Origin of the sequence: Endobacterium panacihumi (assembly GCF_050847465.1) — a bacterium.
Taxonomy (GTDB): domain Bacteria; phylum Pseudomonadota; class Alphaproteobacteria; order Rhizobiales; family Rhizobiaceae; genus Neorhizobium; species Neorhizobium panacihumi.
In genome coordinates, this window is record NZ_JBOZRA010000006.1 from 43,989 (window position 1) to 59,807 (window position 15,819).

The 15,819-nt window shown below is 61.5% G+C and carries 17 protein-coding genes; 11 read left to right on the forward strand and 6 right to left on the reverse strand.

Annotation, left to right across the window (positions count from 1 at the left end):
* The first annotated feature begins 16 nt into the window (after positions 1-16).
* Together ACRQ1B_RS21935 and ACRQ1B_RS21940 are read left to right on the forward strand one after the other, a co-directional pair.
* Positions 17-1,021, forward strand: coding sequence for a bifunctional riboflavin kinase/FAD synthetase (locus ACRQ1B_RS21935; RefSeq protein ID WP_432296201.1), 1,005 nt, complete (start codon positions 17-19; stop codon positions 1,019-1,021).
* Positions 1,022-1,025: 4 nt separating this feature from the next.
* A complete protein-coding gene (locus tag ACRQ1B_RS21940) occupies positions 1,026-1,265 on the forward strand; it encodes a BrnA antitoxin family protein (protein ID WP_432296203.1) in 240 nt (79 codons plus the stop codon).
* 212 nt (positions 1,266-1,477) lie between these two features.
* On the opposite strand, the gene ACRQ1B_RS21950 is transcribed toward ACRQ1B_RS21940, so the two are convergent.
* Together ACRQ1B_RS21950 and ACRQ1B_RS21955 are read right to left on the reverse strand one after the other, a co-directional pair.
* Positions 1,478-1,729, reverse strand: a complete 252-nt coding sequence (locus tag ACRQ1B_RS21950) for a DUF1902 domain-containing protein (protein ID WP_432296204.1) — start codon at positions 1,727-1,729, stop codon at positions 1,478-1,480.
* A 69-nt stretch (positions 1,730-1,798) separates the two neighbouring features.
* Positions 1,799-2,017: a hypothetical protein gene (locus ACRQ1B_RS21955; RefSeq protein ID WP_432296205.1), complete on the reverse strand. Its 219-nt coding sequence runs from the start codon at positions 2,015-2,017 to the stop codon at positions 1,799-1,801.
* Between the two features lie 37 nt (positions 2,018-2,054).
* On the opposite strand from ACRQ1B_RS21955, the gene ileS reads away from it, so the two are divergent.
* Together ileS and ACRQ1B_RS21965 are read left to right on the forward strand one after the other, a co-directional pair.
* Complete coding sequence (ileS, locus tag ACRQ1B_RS21960) at positions 2,055-5,033, forward strand: isoleucine--tRNA ligase (RefSeq protein WP_432296206.1); 2,979 nt, start codon at positions 2,055-2,057, stop codon at positions 5,031-5,033.
* A gap of 132 nt (positions 5,034-5,165) precedes the next feature.
* Positions 5,166-5,792 carry a hypothetical protein gene (locus ACRQ1B_RS21965; RefSeq protein ID WP_432296207.1) on the forward strand — a complete coding sequence of 209 codons (627 nt, stop codon included), beginning with the start codon at positions 5,166-5,168 and terminating at the stop codon, positions 5,790-5,792.
* A gap of 157 nt (positions 5,793-5,949) precedes the next feature.
* On the opposite strand, the gene ACRQ1B_RS21970 is transcribed toward ACRQ1B_RS21965, so the two are convergent.
* The 3 genes from ACRQ1B_RS21970 to ACRQ1B_RS21980 all read right to left on the reverse strand — a co-directional run bounded on the left by ACRQ1B_RS21970 (position 5,950) and on the right by ACRQ1B_RS21980 (position 7,068).
* Positions 5,950-6,258 (reverse strand): type II toxin-antitoxin system RelE/ParE family toxin, encoded by a 309-nt coding sequence (locus ACRQ1B_RS21970; RefSeq protein WP_432296209.1) that lies wholly within the window; start codon positions 6,256-6,258, stop codon positions 5,950-5,952.
* Entirely contained in the window at positions 6,255-6,509 is a 255-nt protein-coding gene (locus tag ACRQ1B_RS21975; RefSeq protein ID WP_432296211.1) for an antitoxin, read from the reverse strand. Before ACRQ1B_RS21975 ends, ACRQ1B_RS21970 begins: the two co-directional genes overlap by 4 nt.
* A gap of 106 nt (positions 6,510-6,615) precedes the next feature.
* A complete protein-coding gene (locus tag ACRQ1B_RS21980; protein WP_432296213.1) occupies positions 6,616-7,068 on the reverse strand; it encodes a nucleoside deaminase in 453 nt (150 codons plus the stop codon).
* A 156-nt stretch (positions 7,069-7,224) separates the two neighbouring features.
* Here ACRQ1B_RS21980 and ACRQ1B_RS21985 point away from each other — a divergent pair, with 156 nt between their 5' ends.
* From ACRQ1B_RS21985 to ACRQ1B_RS22005, 5 genes are all read left to right on the forward strand, one after another.
* Complete coding sequence (locus ACRQ1B_RS21985; RefSeq protein ID WP_432296215.1) at positions 7,225-9,381, forward strand: pseudouridine synthase; 2,157 nt, start codon at positions 7,225-7,227, stop codon at positions 9,379-9,381.
* Between the two features lie 6 nt (positions 9,382-9,387).
* The gene (rsmD, locus tag ACRQ1B_RS21990) at positions 9,388-9,948 is read left to right on the forward strand and encodes a 16S rRNA (guanine(966)-N(2))-methyltransferase RsmD (RefSeq protein ID WP_432296217.1); all 561 of its coding nucleotides are present in this window, start codon (positions 9,388-9,390) and stop codon (positions 9,946-9,948) included.
* Positions 9,949-9,961: 13 nt separating this feature from the next.
* Positions 9,962-10,855 carry a patatin-like phospholipase family protein gene (locus ACRQ1B_RS21995; protein ID WP_432296219.1) on the forward strand — a complete coding sequence of 298 codons (894 nt, stop codon included), beginning with the start codon at positions 9,962-9,964 and terminating at the stop codon, positions 10,853-10,855.
* 80 nt (positions 10,856-10,935) lie between these two features.
* Positions 10,936-11,295, forward strand: a complete 360-nt coding sequence (locus ACRQ1B_RS22000; protein ID WP_432296221.1) for a nucleotidyltransferase domain-containing protein — start codon at positions 10,936-10,938, stop codon at positions 11,293-11,295.
* Positions 11,285-11,734: a HEPN domain-containing protein gene (locus tag ACRQ1B_RS22005; protein ID WP_432296222.1), complete on the forward strand. Its 450-nt coding sequence runs from the start codon at positions 11,285-11,287 to the stop codon at positions 11,732-11,734. Before ACRQ1B_RS22000 ends, ACRQ1B_RS22005 begins: the two co-directional genes overlap by 11 nt.
* Positions 11,735-11,738: 4 nt before the next feature.
* Here ACRQ1B_RS22005 and ACRQ1B_RS22010 read toward each other — a convergent pair whose 3' ends face one another.
* Complete coding sequence (locus tag ACRQ1B_RS22010; protein WP_432296224.1) at positions 11,739-13,562, reverse strand: monovalent cation:proton antiporter-2 (CPA2) family protein; 1,824 nt, start codon at positions 13,560-13,562, stop codon at positions 11,739-11,741.
* A gap of 111 nt (positions 13,563-13,673) precedes the next feature.
* Between ACRQ1B_RS22010 and ACRQ1B_RS22015 the strand changes: the two genes are divergently transcribed.
* Both ACRQ1B_RS22015 and ACRQ1B_RS22020 read left to right on the forward strand, forming a co-directional pair.
* On the forward strand, positions 13,674-15,020 hold the full coding sequence (locus ACRQ1B_RS22015) for a TldD/PmbA family protein (protein ID WP_432296226.1): 1,347 nt from the start codon (positions 13,674-13,676) through the stop codon (positions 15,018-15,020).
* Between the two features lies 1 nt (position 15,021).
* On the forward strand, positions 15,022-15,816 hold the full coding sequence (locus ACRQ1B_RS22020) for a 3'(2'),5'-bisphosphate nucleotidase CysQ (RefSeq protein ID WP_432296227.1): 795 nt from the start codon (positions 15,022-15,024) through the stop codon (positions 15,814-15,816).
* Positions 15,817-15,819: the final 3 nt, after the last annotated feature.

A 15,819-nucleotide genomic window follows, 5' to 3' on the forward strand; every position in this document is an offset into this window, starting at 1 on the left:
ACGGAATGTTTGCGGAATGACCGTTTTCCATCGCAATGAGAAAAAAGACCCGCTGCCCGAAAACCTGAAGGGCGGCGTCATTGCCATCGGCAATTTTGATGGTGTGCATCGCGGTCATCGCAGCGTGCTCGAGCGGGCGCTGGAGCTTGCTGAAAAGAACGGCGTGCCTGCTCTCGTTCTGACGTTCGAGCCGCATCCGCGCACCGTGTTCAAACCGGACCAGCCGGTCTGCCGTCTAACGGCCGCACCGCTGAAGGCTCGTATTCTCGAAGCCATGGGTTTTTCCGCCGTCATCGAATATCCGTTCGACAAGGAATTTGCCGCCCGTTCGGCGGAAGAATTCATCCAGACCATTTTGATCGACTGGCTGGGCGCGAGCGCCGTCGTCACCGGTTTCGATTTCCATTTCGGCAAGGGGCGCGAGGGTGGTCCGGCCTTCCTGATGGCATCGGGCGAACGCCACGGTTTTTCCGTCTCGCTGGTCGACGCATTCCGCGATGAAAACGCCGAGGTCGTATCCTCCAGCCGCATCCGTGAACTGATAGCTGAAGGGGATATGGTCGGCGCCGCCGGCCTGCTCGGTTATCGTTACACGGTCGAGGCTGAAGTCATCGACGGCCAGAAGCTTGGCCGCCAGATCGGCTTTCCGACCGCCAACATGTCGCTGCCGGGCGAGGCGGAACTGCGCAACGGCATTTACGCCGTGCGTTTCCGCCGCCCCAATGGCGAACTTTATGATGGTGTTGCTAGCTATGGTCGCCGCCCGACGGTGACGGACAATGGCGTCGCGCTTCTCGAAACCTATCTCTTCGATTTTTCCGGCGATCTTTATGGCGAAGTCTGCGCCGTGTCCTTTTTCGGCTTCCTGCGCGACGAGGCGAAATTCGACGGACTGGAGCCGCTGATCGCGCAGATCAAGCGCGACGAGGAAGAGGCGAGGGCGCTGCTGGCTGGCGTGCAGCCGCTGGGTCCGGTGGACAGGGATATCGCTTTCGCACAGACTGCGGAAAACGGAGAATAACCTTATGGCTACCACCCCGCGCCGCCCGACCAACCCCAAGGATGCAGCCGAAGCCCTGTTCGCGCCGGTCAAAAAGGTCGCTGCACCCGCCGTTGAAAAGCGCGCGCCACCGGCTGTGAAAGAGCAGGTGACATTGAAACTCGACAGCGCGGTGATCGAGTATTTTCAGGAAGACGGCCCCGGCTGGCAGGATCGCATCAATGATGCGTTGCGGGCAGTGATGGCGGAAAACCCGAAGGGTTGAGGGCGAGCTTGCCTCTCAAAGGCGCTTGTCTGAGCCGGCATCTTTCAGAATGGTGTTGGCTGTGTGACGGCTTAAAAGATGGCGCGGAAGCAGTATGATTTTTCCTGTTTCACGAGACCGCCATTTCTCGTGCGAGCCTTTTGCGTTGGTCAGGTATTCATAGCCTAATTCCTAAATGATGCCGCGGACGGTTTTGTAAAAACCGTCGACCATCAGGCGGCAGCCGGAACAATGACGGGTCTTTCCCAGAGGATTGCGGGAATAAGGTCCCTGATCGGCGTGTCAGCAAGATCGGCGGCGGACATGTGGTTGGCGACGATCAGATCGGCTGCTGCGTCGAACATGACTTCTTCGAAAGCGTCAACTGTCGGTGCCTCGATATGCAGCCCGTCAATATCGCTTTCGGAATAGAAGACTTTCGCTTCATCGTCCCAGATGGCCCGGACGAAAAACGTTCTTTTCATAACCATGACCCAGACATTGTTTTGGTGCGATCAATTTCAAGATTATACGCGGCTGCTGTCGCGAGGCAATCATCTCGTCTTGTCTGTCCCAATTCCCCCTTCCTTTCCGGGCCAAAACGCCGTAAGAACCGCGACCATGACAGATTTCCGGTCGGCCCAGATCATCGCCGCGATGATCATACGAATTATCGGCCCGGCTTTCCGCGCTGCTTGATGAAGCTGCGGGAAGGTCCGGGATTTTGGCGCTTGTTCGAAACGCGCCTCCGCCACCGAATTTTCAATCCGCATTGCGCCCTTCCGCCGGCGCCGAGAGACGATTGTCCAGATGACCGATAGCACCGAAAAGCTCGACTACTCCAAAACCCTCTATCTGCCCGAGACCGAATTCCCGATGCGCGCCGGCCTGCCGCAGAAGGAGCCGGAAACCGTTGCCCGCTGGCGCGAGATGGACCTTTACAAGAAGCTGCGCGCTTCCGCCGCTGGCCGCGAAAAATTCGTGCTGCACGATGGCCCTCCCTATGCCAACGGCAACATCCATATCGGCCACGCGCTCAACAAGATCCTCAAGGACGTCATCACTCGCTCCTTCCAGATGCGTGGATATGACTCGAACTACGTTCCGGGCTGGGATTGCCACGGTCTGCCGATCGAGTGGAAGATCGAGGAAGAAAACTACCGCGCCAAGGGCAAGGCCAAGCCGGACCTGAAGCAGCCGGACGCGATGATAGAATTCCGCAAGGAATGCCGCGCTTACGCTGAAAAGTGGATCAAGATCCAGGCGGAAGAGTTCAAGCGCCTCGGCATCGTCGGTGATTTCGACAACCCGTATCTGACGATGAATTTTCACGCCGAAAGCCGCATCGCCGGCGAACTGCTGAAAATCGCCATGAGCGGCCAGCTGTATCGTGGTTCCAAGCCGATCATGTGGTCGGTGGTCGAGCGCACGGCGTTGGCGGAGGCCGAGGTCGAATATCATGACTACGAGAGCGACACGATCTGGGTGAAGTTCCCGGTTGTTACCGTTGCCGGTGCTGCAAAGGCTGAGTGGCTATCTGACACTGGCGGCAAAATGCCTGTGGTCAATGATCGCAACGAACTCGAGGGCGCGCACGTCGTCATCTGGACCACCACGCCGTGGACGATCCCAGGCAACCGCGCTGTTGCCTATTCGCCGAAGGTCGCTTACGGCCTTTACGAAGTGACGGAAGCCGTCAACGAGTTTGGTCCGCAGCCGGGTGAAAAGCTGATCTTTGCCGATGCGCTTGCGGAAGAGTCCGCCACGAAGGCAAAGCTCTCCTTCAAGAAACTGCGCGGTGTTTCGGCCGAAGAGATGGCTGCCCTGACGCTCGCTCATCCCCTCAAGGGCCTTGGCGGTGGCTACGATTTCGCCGTCCCGCTTCTCGCTGGCGATCACGTCACCGACGATGCCGGTACCGGTTTCGTCCACACTGCGCCGTCGCACGGTCGCGAAGACTTTGACGCCTGGATGTCGTCCGCCAAGGCGATCGAAGCCATGGGCATCGACACCCGCATCCCGTTCCCGGTTGACGACAGCGGCACCTACACTGCCGACGCCCCCGGTTTCGAGGGTGGCCGCGTCATGGATGACAACGGCAAGAAGGGCGATGCCAATGATCGCGTCATCAAGGCGCTGATCGAACGCAACGCGCTGTTTGCCCGTGGTCGCCTGAAACACCAGTATCCGCATTCCTGGCGTTCCAAAAAGCCGATCATATTCCGCAACACGCCGCAATGGTTCGTCTATATGGACAAGGACCTGAAAGACGGCACGACGCTGCGCACCCGCGCGCTGAAGGCGATCGACGACACTCGTTTCGTGCCGCCGAGCGGCCAGAACCGTCTGCGCGCCATGATCGAGCAGCGCCCGGACTGGGTTCTGTCGCGTCAGCGCGCATGGGGTGTTCCGATCTGCGTGTTTGCCGATGAAGACGGCAATGTCCTGCAGGACGAGGCCGTCAATACCCGCATCCTCGAAGCCTTCGATGCCGAAGGTGCCGACGCATGGTTTGCCGCCGGTGCCAAGGATCGTTTCCTCGGCAATGGTCACGATCATGCCAAGTGGACACAGGTGATGGACATCCTCGATGTCTGGTTCGACAGTGGCTCCACGCACACGTTCACGCTGGAAGACCGCCCGGACCTGAAATGGCCGGCCGACGTCTATCTCGAAGGGTCTGACCAGCATCGCGGCTGGTTCCATTCCTCGCTGCTGGAATCGGCTGCCACACGTGGCCGTGCGCCTTACGACACGGTCGTCACCCATGGTTTCACCATGGATGAAAAGGGCCAGAAGATGTCGAAATCGGTCGGCAATGTCGTGGCCCCGCAGGACGTGATGAAGGATGCGGGCGCCGACATCCTGCGTTTGTGGGTCATGACGTCGGACTATTCCGAAGACCTGCGCGTCGGCAAGACGATCATCCAGACCAATGTCGATGCCTATCGCAAGCTGCGCAACACCATCCGCTGGATGCTCGGCACGCTGGCGCACGACGAAGGCGAAGAGATCGCCTATGCCGAACTGCCGGAACTCGAAAAGCTGATGCTGCACCGCCTGTCCGAGCTGGATAAGGTTGTGCGCGAAGGGTATGACACGTTCGAGTTCAAGAAGATCGCCCGCGCGCTGATCGATTTCTGCAATATCGAACTGTCGGCCTTCTATTTCGACATCCGCAAGGACGCGCTGTATTGCGACGCGCCGTCGTCTCTGCGTCGCCGCGCAGCACTCGCCGTCATCCGAAAAATCTTCGAATGCACGGTGACGTGGCTTGCGCCGATGCTGCCGTTCACGACGGAAGAGGCATGGCTGTCGTTGAAGCCGGATGCGGTGTCCGTTCACCTCGAACAGTTCCCGACGATCCCGGCCGAATGGAAAAACGAGACCGTTGCCGAAAAGTGGGCCAAGATCCGCAAGGTGCGTTCGGTTGTCACCGGCGCTCTCGAAATCGAGCGCAAGGACAAGCGTATCGGCTCGTCGCTGGAAGCGGCGCCGGTCGTTTACGTTGCCGATGCCGAATTGTTGAAGGCGCTGGAGGGTCTCGAATTCGAGGAAACCTGCATCACCTCGGCCATCACGATCACGGCAGGTGAGGGGCCGGAAAATGCATTCCGTCTGGCCGAGGTGGCGGGCGTTGCGGTTGAGCCAAAGCTGGCGGAAGGCGTAAAATGCGCCCGCTCGTGGCGTGTGACGACCGATGTCGGCTCGGATGCCACCTATCCCGATGTATCGGCACGTGATGCCGAGGCGTTGCATGAACTGGCCAAGCTCGGTCGGCTTGGTTGATGTTGAAAGATAACGGATGATTGCGCATCTGCGCATCATCCGTTAATCCTGCCTGAAATTGGCCGGATTTTTCCGTCAGGCCAACAACGGTAGAGTTTTGCGTCGAGGACGGGCGCGGCTGGAAGGGTTTTGATGAAGACGTCACAGGTGTTTCGTTCCGGCCTTGGTGTAACGGCCATCGTCGCGGTGCTTGCAGGCCTTTCGGGATGCCAGAGCCCGACCTACGGAACCAGCAAGAGTGCTGCCGAACAGCTTGCCGACGACCTCGGCAGTGCCGTTTCGATCGGTGGCGGCGAGCAAAAGAAGGACGTGCGCTACAATCCGCGTCCGGGTCTGGTTGTGGCCGGCAGGGGGCCAGGCGATCTGCCGGCGCCGCAGCAATCGATGGCGAACCGCGAAAACAATCCGAACTGGACGGAATCGCCGGAGGAAACCCGCAAGCGCCTGCGCGAAGAAGCGGATGCGAACGAGAACAATCCGCGTTACGTTTCGCCGCTGGCCGTCGGCCGGGGGCAGGGCGGTCAGATGACCGAAAGTCAGAAATGGGAAGCTTTCCGCCAGGCCAAGGCCGAAGCCAAGGCCGGCAACACGGTCGGTTCCGGCCAACGCAAGTTCCTCACCGATCCGCCGGCCGAATACCGTCAGGCCGACAACATGGACGATCTCGGCGAACCGGAACGCGTCAAGGAGCGCCGCCGCAAGAAGGAAGCGCAGGCCAACGGCAAGCAGAATTCCGCCTGGTGGAAGCCGTTCCAGTAAAACGATGATGGCCGGGATTTCCGGCCATTTTGCCGTCGTGGGTAAGGGTGGAGAATACCTCCGTCGTCATGCTCAGGACGGGCCGCGAATGGCGGCAGAAAGGCTTGAGAGCCTACTGCGTGCAGATTCAAGGAGTTGTCGCGAGCAGGCTCTCAGCTTAATCGTTAAGCCTGCCGACCAGTCGCACCATCAGGTCCATGCGCTCGTGGAGGATAGCGACGATCAGCGCGGGCGCGTTCTCGCGCGGCAGGCAAAACACGTAGTGATGTTCGCAGCGGGCCATGCGCAGCTTAGGATAGAGCGCGTCCAGCTCCTTGAATGCACCCTGTCCGGCCGCGACGCAGGCAATGCCCGTTTTCAGCTTCGACACATAGTTACGCACCTGCTTTGCGCCCCATTCCTTGCGGGTGTGGCGGACGATACCGCGCAAGTCAGCTTCCGCGTCGTCGGTCAGGACGTAGTTCAAGAGCGGCCATCCTCGGCCAGTTCTTCATCAACAATCTGGTCGATGCTTTTCTCCGACACCTTGCCGGACAACCCGGCTTCGACCCGGTCGCCAAGCAGGTTTTTCAGTTCATGCCACGCCTGATCAGCATCGGTGTCGCCAGGGAAAAGCCGTTCAAGCGCGTATTGCTTGATCGTCTTGCCTTGCAGAGCCGCGAGCGCCTTAAGGCTCTGGTGCTGCTGATCTGTTATGTCGATGGTCAGGCGGCTCATGCGATTGTCCCGTTAACTACCACATACCCACATTAGCGCATATGTGGGCTTGAGGCCATGCCTCAGCTCTGTCCGGTGGGTTGGCGTCCGGCCCTTCCGTGTCCGCTCAATCCCGCCTTGCCTTAAAAAACTCCGTCAGAATTTCGGCCGATGCGGTTTCGCTCAAGCCCGCATAAACATCCGGCGCATGGTGGCAGGTCGGGGCCGCGTAAAACTGCACGCCGCTTTCCACCGCGCCACCCTTCGGGTCAAGCGCGCCAAAATACAGCCGGCGGATACGGGCGAAGGAAATGGCGGCCGCGCACATGGTGCAGGGTTCCAGCGTCACATAGAGGTCGGCGCCGGTCAGCCGCTCCTGGCCGAGCTCCTCGCAGGCCATGCGAATGGCGACGATTTCCGCATGTGCGGTGACGTCATTCAGTTCGCGGGTGCGGTTTCCGCCGCGTGAAACGATACGCCCGTCCAGAACCACAACGGCGCCGATCGGCACTTCGCCGCGCTCTGCGGCGGCTTTTGCCTCTGTCAAAGCCGCGTCCATGAAACGATTTGTCCCGGTCATTGGGCGATTTCCTCTTAACCCGATCCGCACGAACTGGTAGGACGGGTTCAACCTGCGTCGCCCGAAGCACAAAACAACGGGCAGGATGCGAACTAAACTCAACATGATCTGTCCGGTCACAAGCCGGAGATACATCACGCTTCAGGCAAACAACAAATGAGCTTTAAAGACAAGCCGAAGCGCGGCGGGCCAAAACCCTTCGAGCGCGAAATCAAGCCCCGGTCCAACCCGAAGCCGGTCGCGGCCAAGGAAACACCGGTGAAAAAAGCCCCCCGCAAGCTGCCGGCGGCACCGGCCACGGTGGAAGCCGAGGGCAAGCCCGAACGCATTTCCAAGATTCTCGCGCGCGTTGGCGTGGCTTCGCGCCGCGATATCGAGCGCATGATCATGGAAGGCCGCGTCACGCTGAACGGCAAGCTGCTGGAAACCCCGGTCGTCAACGTCACGCTGGAAGACAAGATCGAGGTGGACGGCGTGCCAATCCGCGGCATCGAGCGCACCCGCCTGTGGCTTTACCACAAGCCGGCTGGCCTCGTGACCACCAATTCCGATCCGGAAGGCCGCCCGACGGTTTTCGAAAACCTGCCGGAGGATTTGCCGCGCGTTCTTTCGATCGGTCGTCTGGATATCAACACAGAAGGCCTGTTGCTGCTGACCAATGACGGTGGCCTGTCGCGTGTTCTCGAACTGCCGACCACCGGCTGGCTGCGCCGTTACCGCGTGCGCGCCCATGGCGAAGTCGATCAGGCCAAGCTTGATACGCTGAAGGACGGCATCGCCGTCGATGGCGTGCTGTATGGCTCGATCGATGCGACGCTGGACCGCACACAGGGCCGCAACGTGTGGATCACCATGGGTCTGCGCGAAGGCAAGAACCGCGAAATCAAGAACGTGCTCGGCGCGCTGGGTCTCGACGTCAACCGCCTGATCCGCATTTCCTACGGCCCTTTCCAGCTGGGAGATCTGGAAGAAGGCCGCGTTATCGAGGTCAAGGGCCGCATGCTGCGCGACCAGCTCGGCCCGCGCCTGATCGCCGATTCCAAGGCCAATTTCGACGCGCCGATCTACGGCAATGCCGCCGATGCGGAAGAGGCAGCACCCGCCGCCAAGCCCGCACGTGGCGAGCGCCCGGAGCGTGGCGAACGTTCCGATCGTGGCGACTGGGGCCGTGACAAGCAGGGCGACCGTCGCGAACAGGCGCTCGGCCGTCTCGATACCCGCCCCGACGATAGCCGCTCGGGTGACCGTTTTGGCGACAAGCCGCGTGGCCCCAAGGCCGGTGGTGATCGTGGCCCGAAGGGTTTTGGCGCCAAGGGTCCGGCCCGGGGCGGCTTTGCCGATCGCGGCCGTGATGGTGAAGGCGACGAGCGTCCGAAGAAGCGCCCGGCACTCGGCACCAGCCGCACCGCCAATGTCTGGATGGCGCCCGGCGCCCGCCCGACCACCGATGACAAGGGCCGCAAGACCTCTGCCCGCGCTGAAGCCGAACAGCTGTTCAAGAAACCGGGACCGGAAAATGACCGTCGCGTGGTGGTGAACCGCGTCGAAGGCGACAGCGACTGGATCCGCGCCGACAGCCCGCCGGAACCGGAACGCGGCGACCGCCGCGGCGGTTTTGGTGACCGACCACGCGGTGATCGCGCGGAACGGGGTGACCGTGGTTTTGGCGACAAGCCCCGCGGCGAACGTTCCTTCGGCGACAAGCCCCGCTTTGACCGCAAGCCGCGTGAAGACGGCGATCGTCCGCGCGGTGAGCGCCCTGCCGGAGATCGCCCCCGTGGTGACCGTCCATATGGCGACCGCCCGGCTCGCGGCGGCGAACGCTCCCTTGGTGACAAGCCGCGTTTCGACCGTAAGCCGCGTGAAGAGGGTGACCGCCCGCGCGGTGATCGTCCTTATGGCGACAAACCGCGTGGTGAACGCAGTTTCGGCGACAAGCCGCGTTTCGACCGCAAACCCCGTGAAGAGGGCGACCGCCCTCGTGGTGACCGCCCGTTCAGCGACCGCCCCCGTGGTGATCGCCCGGATCGTGGCGATCGTCCGGCACGCGCCTTTGGTGGCGAGGGCCGTTCGGAACGTCCGGCCGGTGATCGCTCCTATGGTGATCGCCCGCAGGGTGATCGTCCCCGCGGAGGCAAGCCCGGTGGCTTTGGCGGCGGCAAGCCCGGTTTCGGCGGAAAGCCGTCCGGTGGCCGTGGCAAACCCGGTGGTGGAAAATCCTTTGGTGGCAAGCCCAGTGGCGGAAAGCCGGGTGGCGCACCGCGCTCCGGTGGTCGTCCGGGCGGCGGCAAACCGCGCACGCCGAGAGGGTAAGGCCAGGTGCGGATCGTAGGTGGTGAATTCCGCGGCCGCGCATTGGCCGCTCCGAAATCGAACGATATCCGGCCGACCATCGACCGGACGCGCGAAAGCCTGTTCAACATCATCGGCCACGTCTATCCCGAGGCCGTCGATCAATGCCGTGTTCTCGACCTGTTTGCCGGCACCGGCGCGGTGGGGCTTGAAGCCCTGTCGCGCGGATGCCGTGCAGCGCTGTTTGTCGAGAACGGCGTCGAAGGTCGTGGCCTGCTCTGGGAAAATATCGAGAGCCTCGGCCTGCATGGCCGCGCCCGCATCCTGCGGCGCGATGCGACAAAACTCGGCACGGCCAACAATATCGAGCCCTTCCAGTTCGTTTTCGCCGATCCGCCCTATGGCAAGGGCCTGGGCGAGGCAGCCCTTCTATCCGCCCATGAAGGCGGCTGGATCGCGCCCGGCGCGCTTGCAATCCTGGAAGAGCGTGCCGATGTAAAGGTCACGGTCGACGCCTGTTTCAAGCCGCTCGAAAGCCGTTCGTTTGGCGATACGCGGATAGACTTCTTCCGTTACCAGCCGGCCTGAGGATCTTTCGTCGATGAACACCCGCCTCTCCATCCCGCATGCCGACGCATTTCAGGCGGGTGGCCGAAGAGGGGGAGAGCCGAGGGTGGCAATCGCCTTCGGCGGTGGCGGTGCGCGCGGCATCTCGCATATCCAGATCATCGAGGCGCTGGATGAACTTGGTATCCGCCCGGTAGCGATTGCCGGGTCCTCGATCGGCGCCATCATGGGCGCTGCCATGGCCGCGGGCATGCGCGGCCGCGAAATCCGCGATTACACGCGCGCAACCGTCGGCAACCGCCGCCTCATCGCCAATCGCCTCTGGAGTCTCGGTCCCGCCAGCATGCGCGACCGGATCGGTGGTTTTCGCCTCGGTCACTTCAATCTCGAGCCGATCCTCGGTGCTTTTCTGCCCGCCGCAGTCCCTGAAAATTTCGATGCGCTGCATATCCCGCTAAAGGTCACGGCGACGGATTATTACGGCCAGAAGGAAGTCATTCTCGAAGAGGGCGAACTGCTGCCGGCGATTGCGGCCTCCGCCGCCATTCCCGCCCTGTTCATGCCGGTGCGCGTCAATGGCCGCATCATGGTCGATGGCGGTATTCTGAACCCCATCCCTTATGATCACCTCCTTGATCTCGCCGATATCGTCATCGGCGTCGATGTCGTCGGCGGTCCGGAAGGTGATGGCACGCATATGCCCAACCGCATCGACAGCCTGTTCGGCTCCAGCCAGCTGATGATGCAGGGCTGTATCGCACTGAAACTGAAGCTGCATCCGCCCCACATCTTTCTGCGCCCCCGCGTCCACCGTTTCGGCATTCTCGATTTCCACAAGGTGGACGAGATTCTGGATGAATCGCTGGAGATCAAGGACGAGCTGAAGCGCTCGGTGGATGCGCTTTGGAAGGTGGCGGCGAGCGGGTAGGGGCTGACCCCGCAAACGTTCTGGAATGCATGCCTTGGACAGGCTATATTGGCGGCGAACGCGTATAATCTGGAGCTGCGATGAGTATTGTTGCAGACATATTGAAAAGGCCTGTTGCGGCGCCGGATCGTTATCCGGAACTGGCGATATTGCTTGCGCGCATCCGGAAGGAATATGACCCGGTCGATGTCGTCCTTTACGGCAGCCAGGCGCGCGGCGAGGCGACGGCCCAAAGCGACTGGGACCTGAAGGTCATTGTTCCCGACGATGCGCCGGAACGCCTGTTCTCGCCCATGCTTGGCTGGCGTGTTCAGCAGGGGTCTGGTGTCCACGCTGATGTGTCCTGTACGCGGCTGTCCGATTTCCGTGCGGACCTGGGTGTCGCGAACTCGGCTGCAAGTCATATCGCTGATGACGGTATCGTTCTCGATGTCCGCTGATCTTCACATCGCAAACGCGTTGAGATTGGCCCATGAGGATATCGAAGCCGCCCGCGCGCTTTCGGCAATCGGAAACCGCAATGATGCCTATCACACCCAACAGGCGGCCGAGAAAATCCTCATCGCCCTCCTGACTTCTGAAGGGATTCGCGCTGATCGGAAAGACGCGCACCGGCTGGATGTGCTGCAAGGTCTTCTACCCGATGCCAATCCGTTCAAGCAGCGTTTTTCGAGCGTTCTGTTCCTGACGATTTACGCCACGACGTATCGCTACCCGAAAGATGCCGGTCGTCTTCCGGCAAAGGCAGATCAGGCCGAACTCGGTGCGGCAATGGAAACCGTGGTGCAGATACTCAACGAGGCTGCTTCTTATTTCGGTGTTGGTTTGACCGATAGCGACAGAATTCCGGCAACGTCCTCGATCCCACCCCGCCGCTGATCTCTCACCACTTCCCGATCGCCACCTTCTTCGCCTCATCCGCGGATACCTCTTCCCCCACGCTGCCACGTTTCGGCTTCATCAGCGGCTCCGGTTTGACCGGCTGGTTGTGCAGCATGTCGCGTCCGGCCGCGATGCCTTCGACGGCCTGTAGCTGCAAGCGCTGTTCGTCGCGTTTGCGGATATCGTCGCCGATCGCCTCTGCATCCGCTTCCGGCATGCCCAGCGCTTCCAGCGTGCGGCGGCCGAACAACAGGCCGGATTCCAGCGTTTCGCGCAGCTCGTATTCTACGCCCTTGCCGCGCAGCTCGATCGTGTGAATGCGGTCATAGGAGCGCACGAACAGGCGGGTATTGGGGAATTCCTTGGCGATCAGATCGACGATGCGGTCGGTGGTTTCGCGTTTTTGGGTCAGGACGGCAACGATCTTTGCCTTTTCGATGCCGGCCGATTGCAGCACGTCGCGGCGCGTGCCGTCGCCGAAATAGATGCGGAAACCGAACAGCGCCGCCTGACGGATGCGGTCCGGACTGTCGTCGATGACGGTCACCGATCGGCCGCCGGCCAGCAGGATCTGCGAGGCGATCTGGCCGAAACGTGAAAAGCCGATGATCAGCACATCGGCGCCGGCACCTTCAAAATCCTCTTCCAGTTCCTCACGCTGTCCCTCCTCCTTGCCGATCAGCCTTTTTGCCAGCAGCGAGCCAAGCGGCGTCAGCGCCATCGAAATCGTCACGCTGGCGATCAGAAGCGAGGTGGCGCTTTGCGACAGAAGGCCGGCGGCGGTGGCGGTGGTAAACAGCACGAAACCGAACTCGCCGCCCTGTGGCAGCAGGAAGGCGATGCGCACGGCATCCGCATGGGAGGAGCCCCACAGCCGCGAAATGCTGTAGAGAACCGCCGCCTTCACCAGCATGAACAACGGCACGGCCGGCAGGATGATCATCAGATTGTCGGCAATCGCCGACAGGTCGAGCGACAGGCCGACAGCCATGAAGAACAGCGCCAGCAGCAGACCACGAAACGGCTCCACATCCGCTTCCAGCTCGTGCCGGTAGGAGGATTCCGACAGCATGACGCCGGCCAGAAACGCACCCATCGCCATGGATAGGCCGACCGCCTGCATGGCCGCCGCCGATCCGAGCACGACGAGGAGGGCGGCCGCGATCATCACCTCGCGGGCGCCCGTGCGGGCAATGATCTGGAACATCGGGGTCAGCAGGTATCGGCCGGCCAGAATGACGGCGCCGATCGCGCCGATTGCCACGGCGAAATCCTGCGCAAGAGGCGTTGTGTCTTCGCCCGGACCGGAACCCAAAATGGTGACCAGCGCCAGAAGCGGCACGATGGCCAGATCCTGAAACAGAAGAATGGAGAAGGCGCGCTGGCCATAACGGGTATTGCTGTCGCTATTGTCAGCCAGGATCTGCAGCGCGAAGGCGGTGGAAGACAGCGCCAGTCCGAAACCGGCGATCAGCCCGCCGCGCCAGCCGGCCATGCCGGTGAGATAGGCAAGCGCGGACAGAACAAGCCCGGTGATGACCACCTGCGCCGTGCCGAGCACAAAGACGTCGCCGCGCATCTGCCACAGGCGCGACGGCTTCAGTTCCAGCCCGATGATGAACAGCAGGAACACCACGCCCAGTTCCGACACATGCAGAACCTCGCCGGCATCGGTGATGGTGTGCAGGATCGGACCGATGACGACGCCTGCCGCCAGATAACCGAGAACGGTGCCGAGACCCAGCTTGCGGAAAAGTGGAGCCGCCAGCACGGCGCCGCCGAGCAGAAGGAGGGTTTCGGTAAAAAGCGTCTCGGGCGCTGCCATTGGACAAGCTCATCATGCAGGAGTGAATCAGGCGAAGTCCAAGAATCGCTGGTACGCCCTTGATGCGTCATGTAGTGCACAATAAATGGATTCGGAACGAAAGGCCTGCACATGTCCGCTGAAATCGATTCCGAAACTCTTCTCTCCCGCGCCTCCGAACTGATCGACCTCGCCATCAAGGCGGGTGCGGACAAGGCCGATGCCGTGATTGTCCGTTCGCGTTCGCGCTCCGTCAGTGTCCGTCTGGGTAAGGTGGAAGGGACAGAATCGTCCGAAAGCGATGATTTCGCGCTGCGTGTTTTTGTCGGCAACAAGGTGGCGAGCGTTTCGGCCAATCCCGGTTTCGATATCAAGGTTTTGGCCGATCGCGCCGTGTCCATGGCCAAGGTCTCTCCGGAAGATCCGTTTGCCTGCCTGGCCGATGAAGCCAATCTGGCGCATTCCTATCCGGATCTTGAGCTCTACGATCCGACCGAAGTATCGACCGACCAGCTGCGTGATGCCGCCCTTGCCGCCGAACAGGCAGCGCTTGAGGTGCCGGGCGTCACCAATTCTTCGGGTGCGGGTGCATCCGCCGGTGCGGGCGGGCTTGTCCTCGTCACCTCGCACGGCTTTTCCGGCTCCTATATGGGCAGCCGTTTCGGCCATTCCGTCAGCGTCATTGCCGGCGAAGGCACGAAGATGGAGCGTGACTACGATTTCGACAGCCGCCTCTATTACGCCGATCTCGACGATGCCGCGCTGATCGGCCGCCGTGCCGGTGAGCGGGTGGTCAAGCGCATCAATCCGCGCCAGGTCGATACCGGCAGCAACGTCACCGTCGTCTTCGATCCGCGCATCGCCCGCGGTTTCGTCGGCACCATTGCCGGCGCGATCAACGGTGCCTCGGTTGCCCGCAAGACCAGCTTTTTGCGCGACAAGATGGGCAGCCAAGTTCTGAAATCCGGCCTCAACATCACCGACGATCCGCTGATCGTGCGCGGCGGCTCCTCGCGTCCCTTCGATGGCGAAGGGGTGAAGGGCGAGCGTATGGTGATGATCGAGGATGGTGTGCTGAAACACTGGTTCCTCTCCACCTCCACCGGTCGCGAACTGGGCCTGCCCACCAATGGCCGTGGCGTGCGCGGCGGAACATCGGTGTCGCCTGCCTCCACCAATCTGGCGCTGGAGCCGGGCGATATTGCGCCGCAAGACCTCATCCGCCAGATCGGCAACGGTTTTTACGTCACCGAACTGATCGGCCAGGGTGTCAACATGATCACCGGCGAATATTCGCGCGGCGCCACCGGTTTCTGGATCGAGAATGGCGAGCTGACCTTCGCCGTCTCGGAAGTCACCATCGCCTCCAATCTCAAAGACATGTTCATGCGGCTGACGCCGGCAAACGATATCGACCGCAAGTTCGGTACCGCTTCGCCGACCATCGCCATCGAGGGCATGACGCTGGCTGGACGCTGAGATGATGGAAAGCGACCGCTGGCAAAAGGACCTCGATCTCATCCGTGATGCCGCAAGGCAGGCGGGAGAGGTCGCGCTCGGTTTCTTCGGCCAGTCGCCGGAAGTCTGGTGGAAGAACGAGGGCCAGTCGCCCGTCAGCGCCGCAGATTTTGCCGCCAATGATCGCCTGCTGAGCCTATTGAGGACAGCCCGGCCCGACTACGGTTGGCTGTCGGAGGAAAACGACGATGATCCGGCACGCCTTGCCGCCGAGACCGTCTTCGTGGTCGATCCCATCGATGGCACGCGCGGTTTCATCAACGGCGCCACCAACTGGTGTGTCAGCGTCGCGGTGGTGCATCGCGGCTCTCCGGTGGCGGGCGTATTGTTCGCCCCGGCGCTGGCTGAAGAATTTTTTGCCGTCATCGATGGTCCGGCACTGAAAAATGGCGAGGTCATATCGGTCGCCGATCACCGCCCGGATGATGTCCTGAACATTGCCGCCTCCGCCGAGATGGTCAACAAGTTCGAGCCGGAATACCGCAAGCTCCTGAGCCGTGTAAAACATGTTCCGTCGCTGGCCTACCGGCTGGCCATGGTCGCGGATGGCCGCATTGATGGAACGCTGGTGGCGCGCAACTCGCATGACTGGGATCTGGCCGCAGCCGACCTGATCCTTTCTCGGGCAGGTGGCAGCCTTGTGGAAACCGATGGTGCGCGTCTCGTTTACAATCGCGAAACCGTGAAGCATGCAACGCTCTTTGCCGGCGGCGAATCAGTTATCAAAAGCCTGCTGCGTCAAGCCCATTCGGGTTGACCT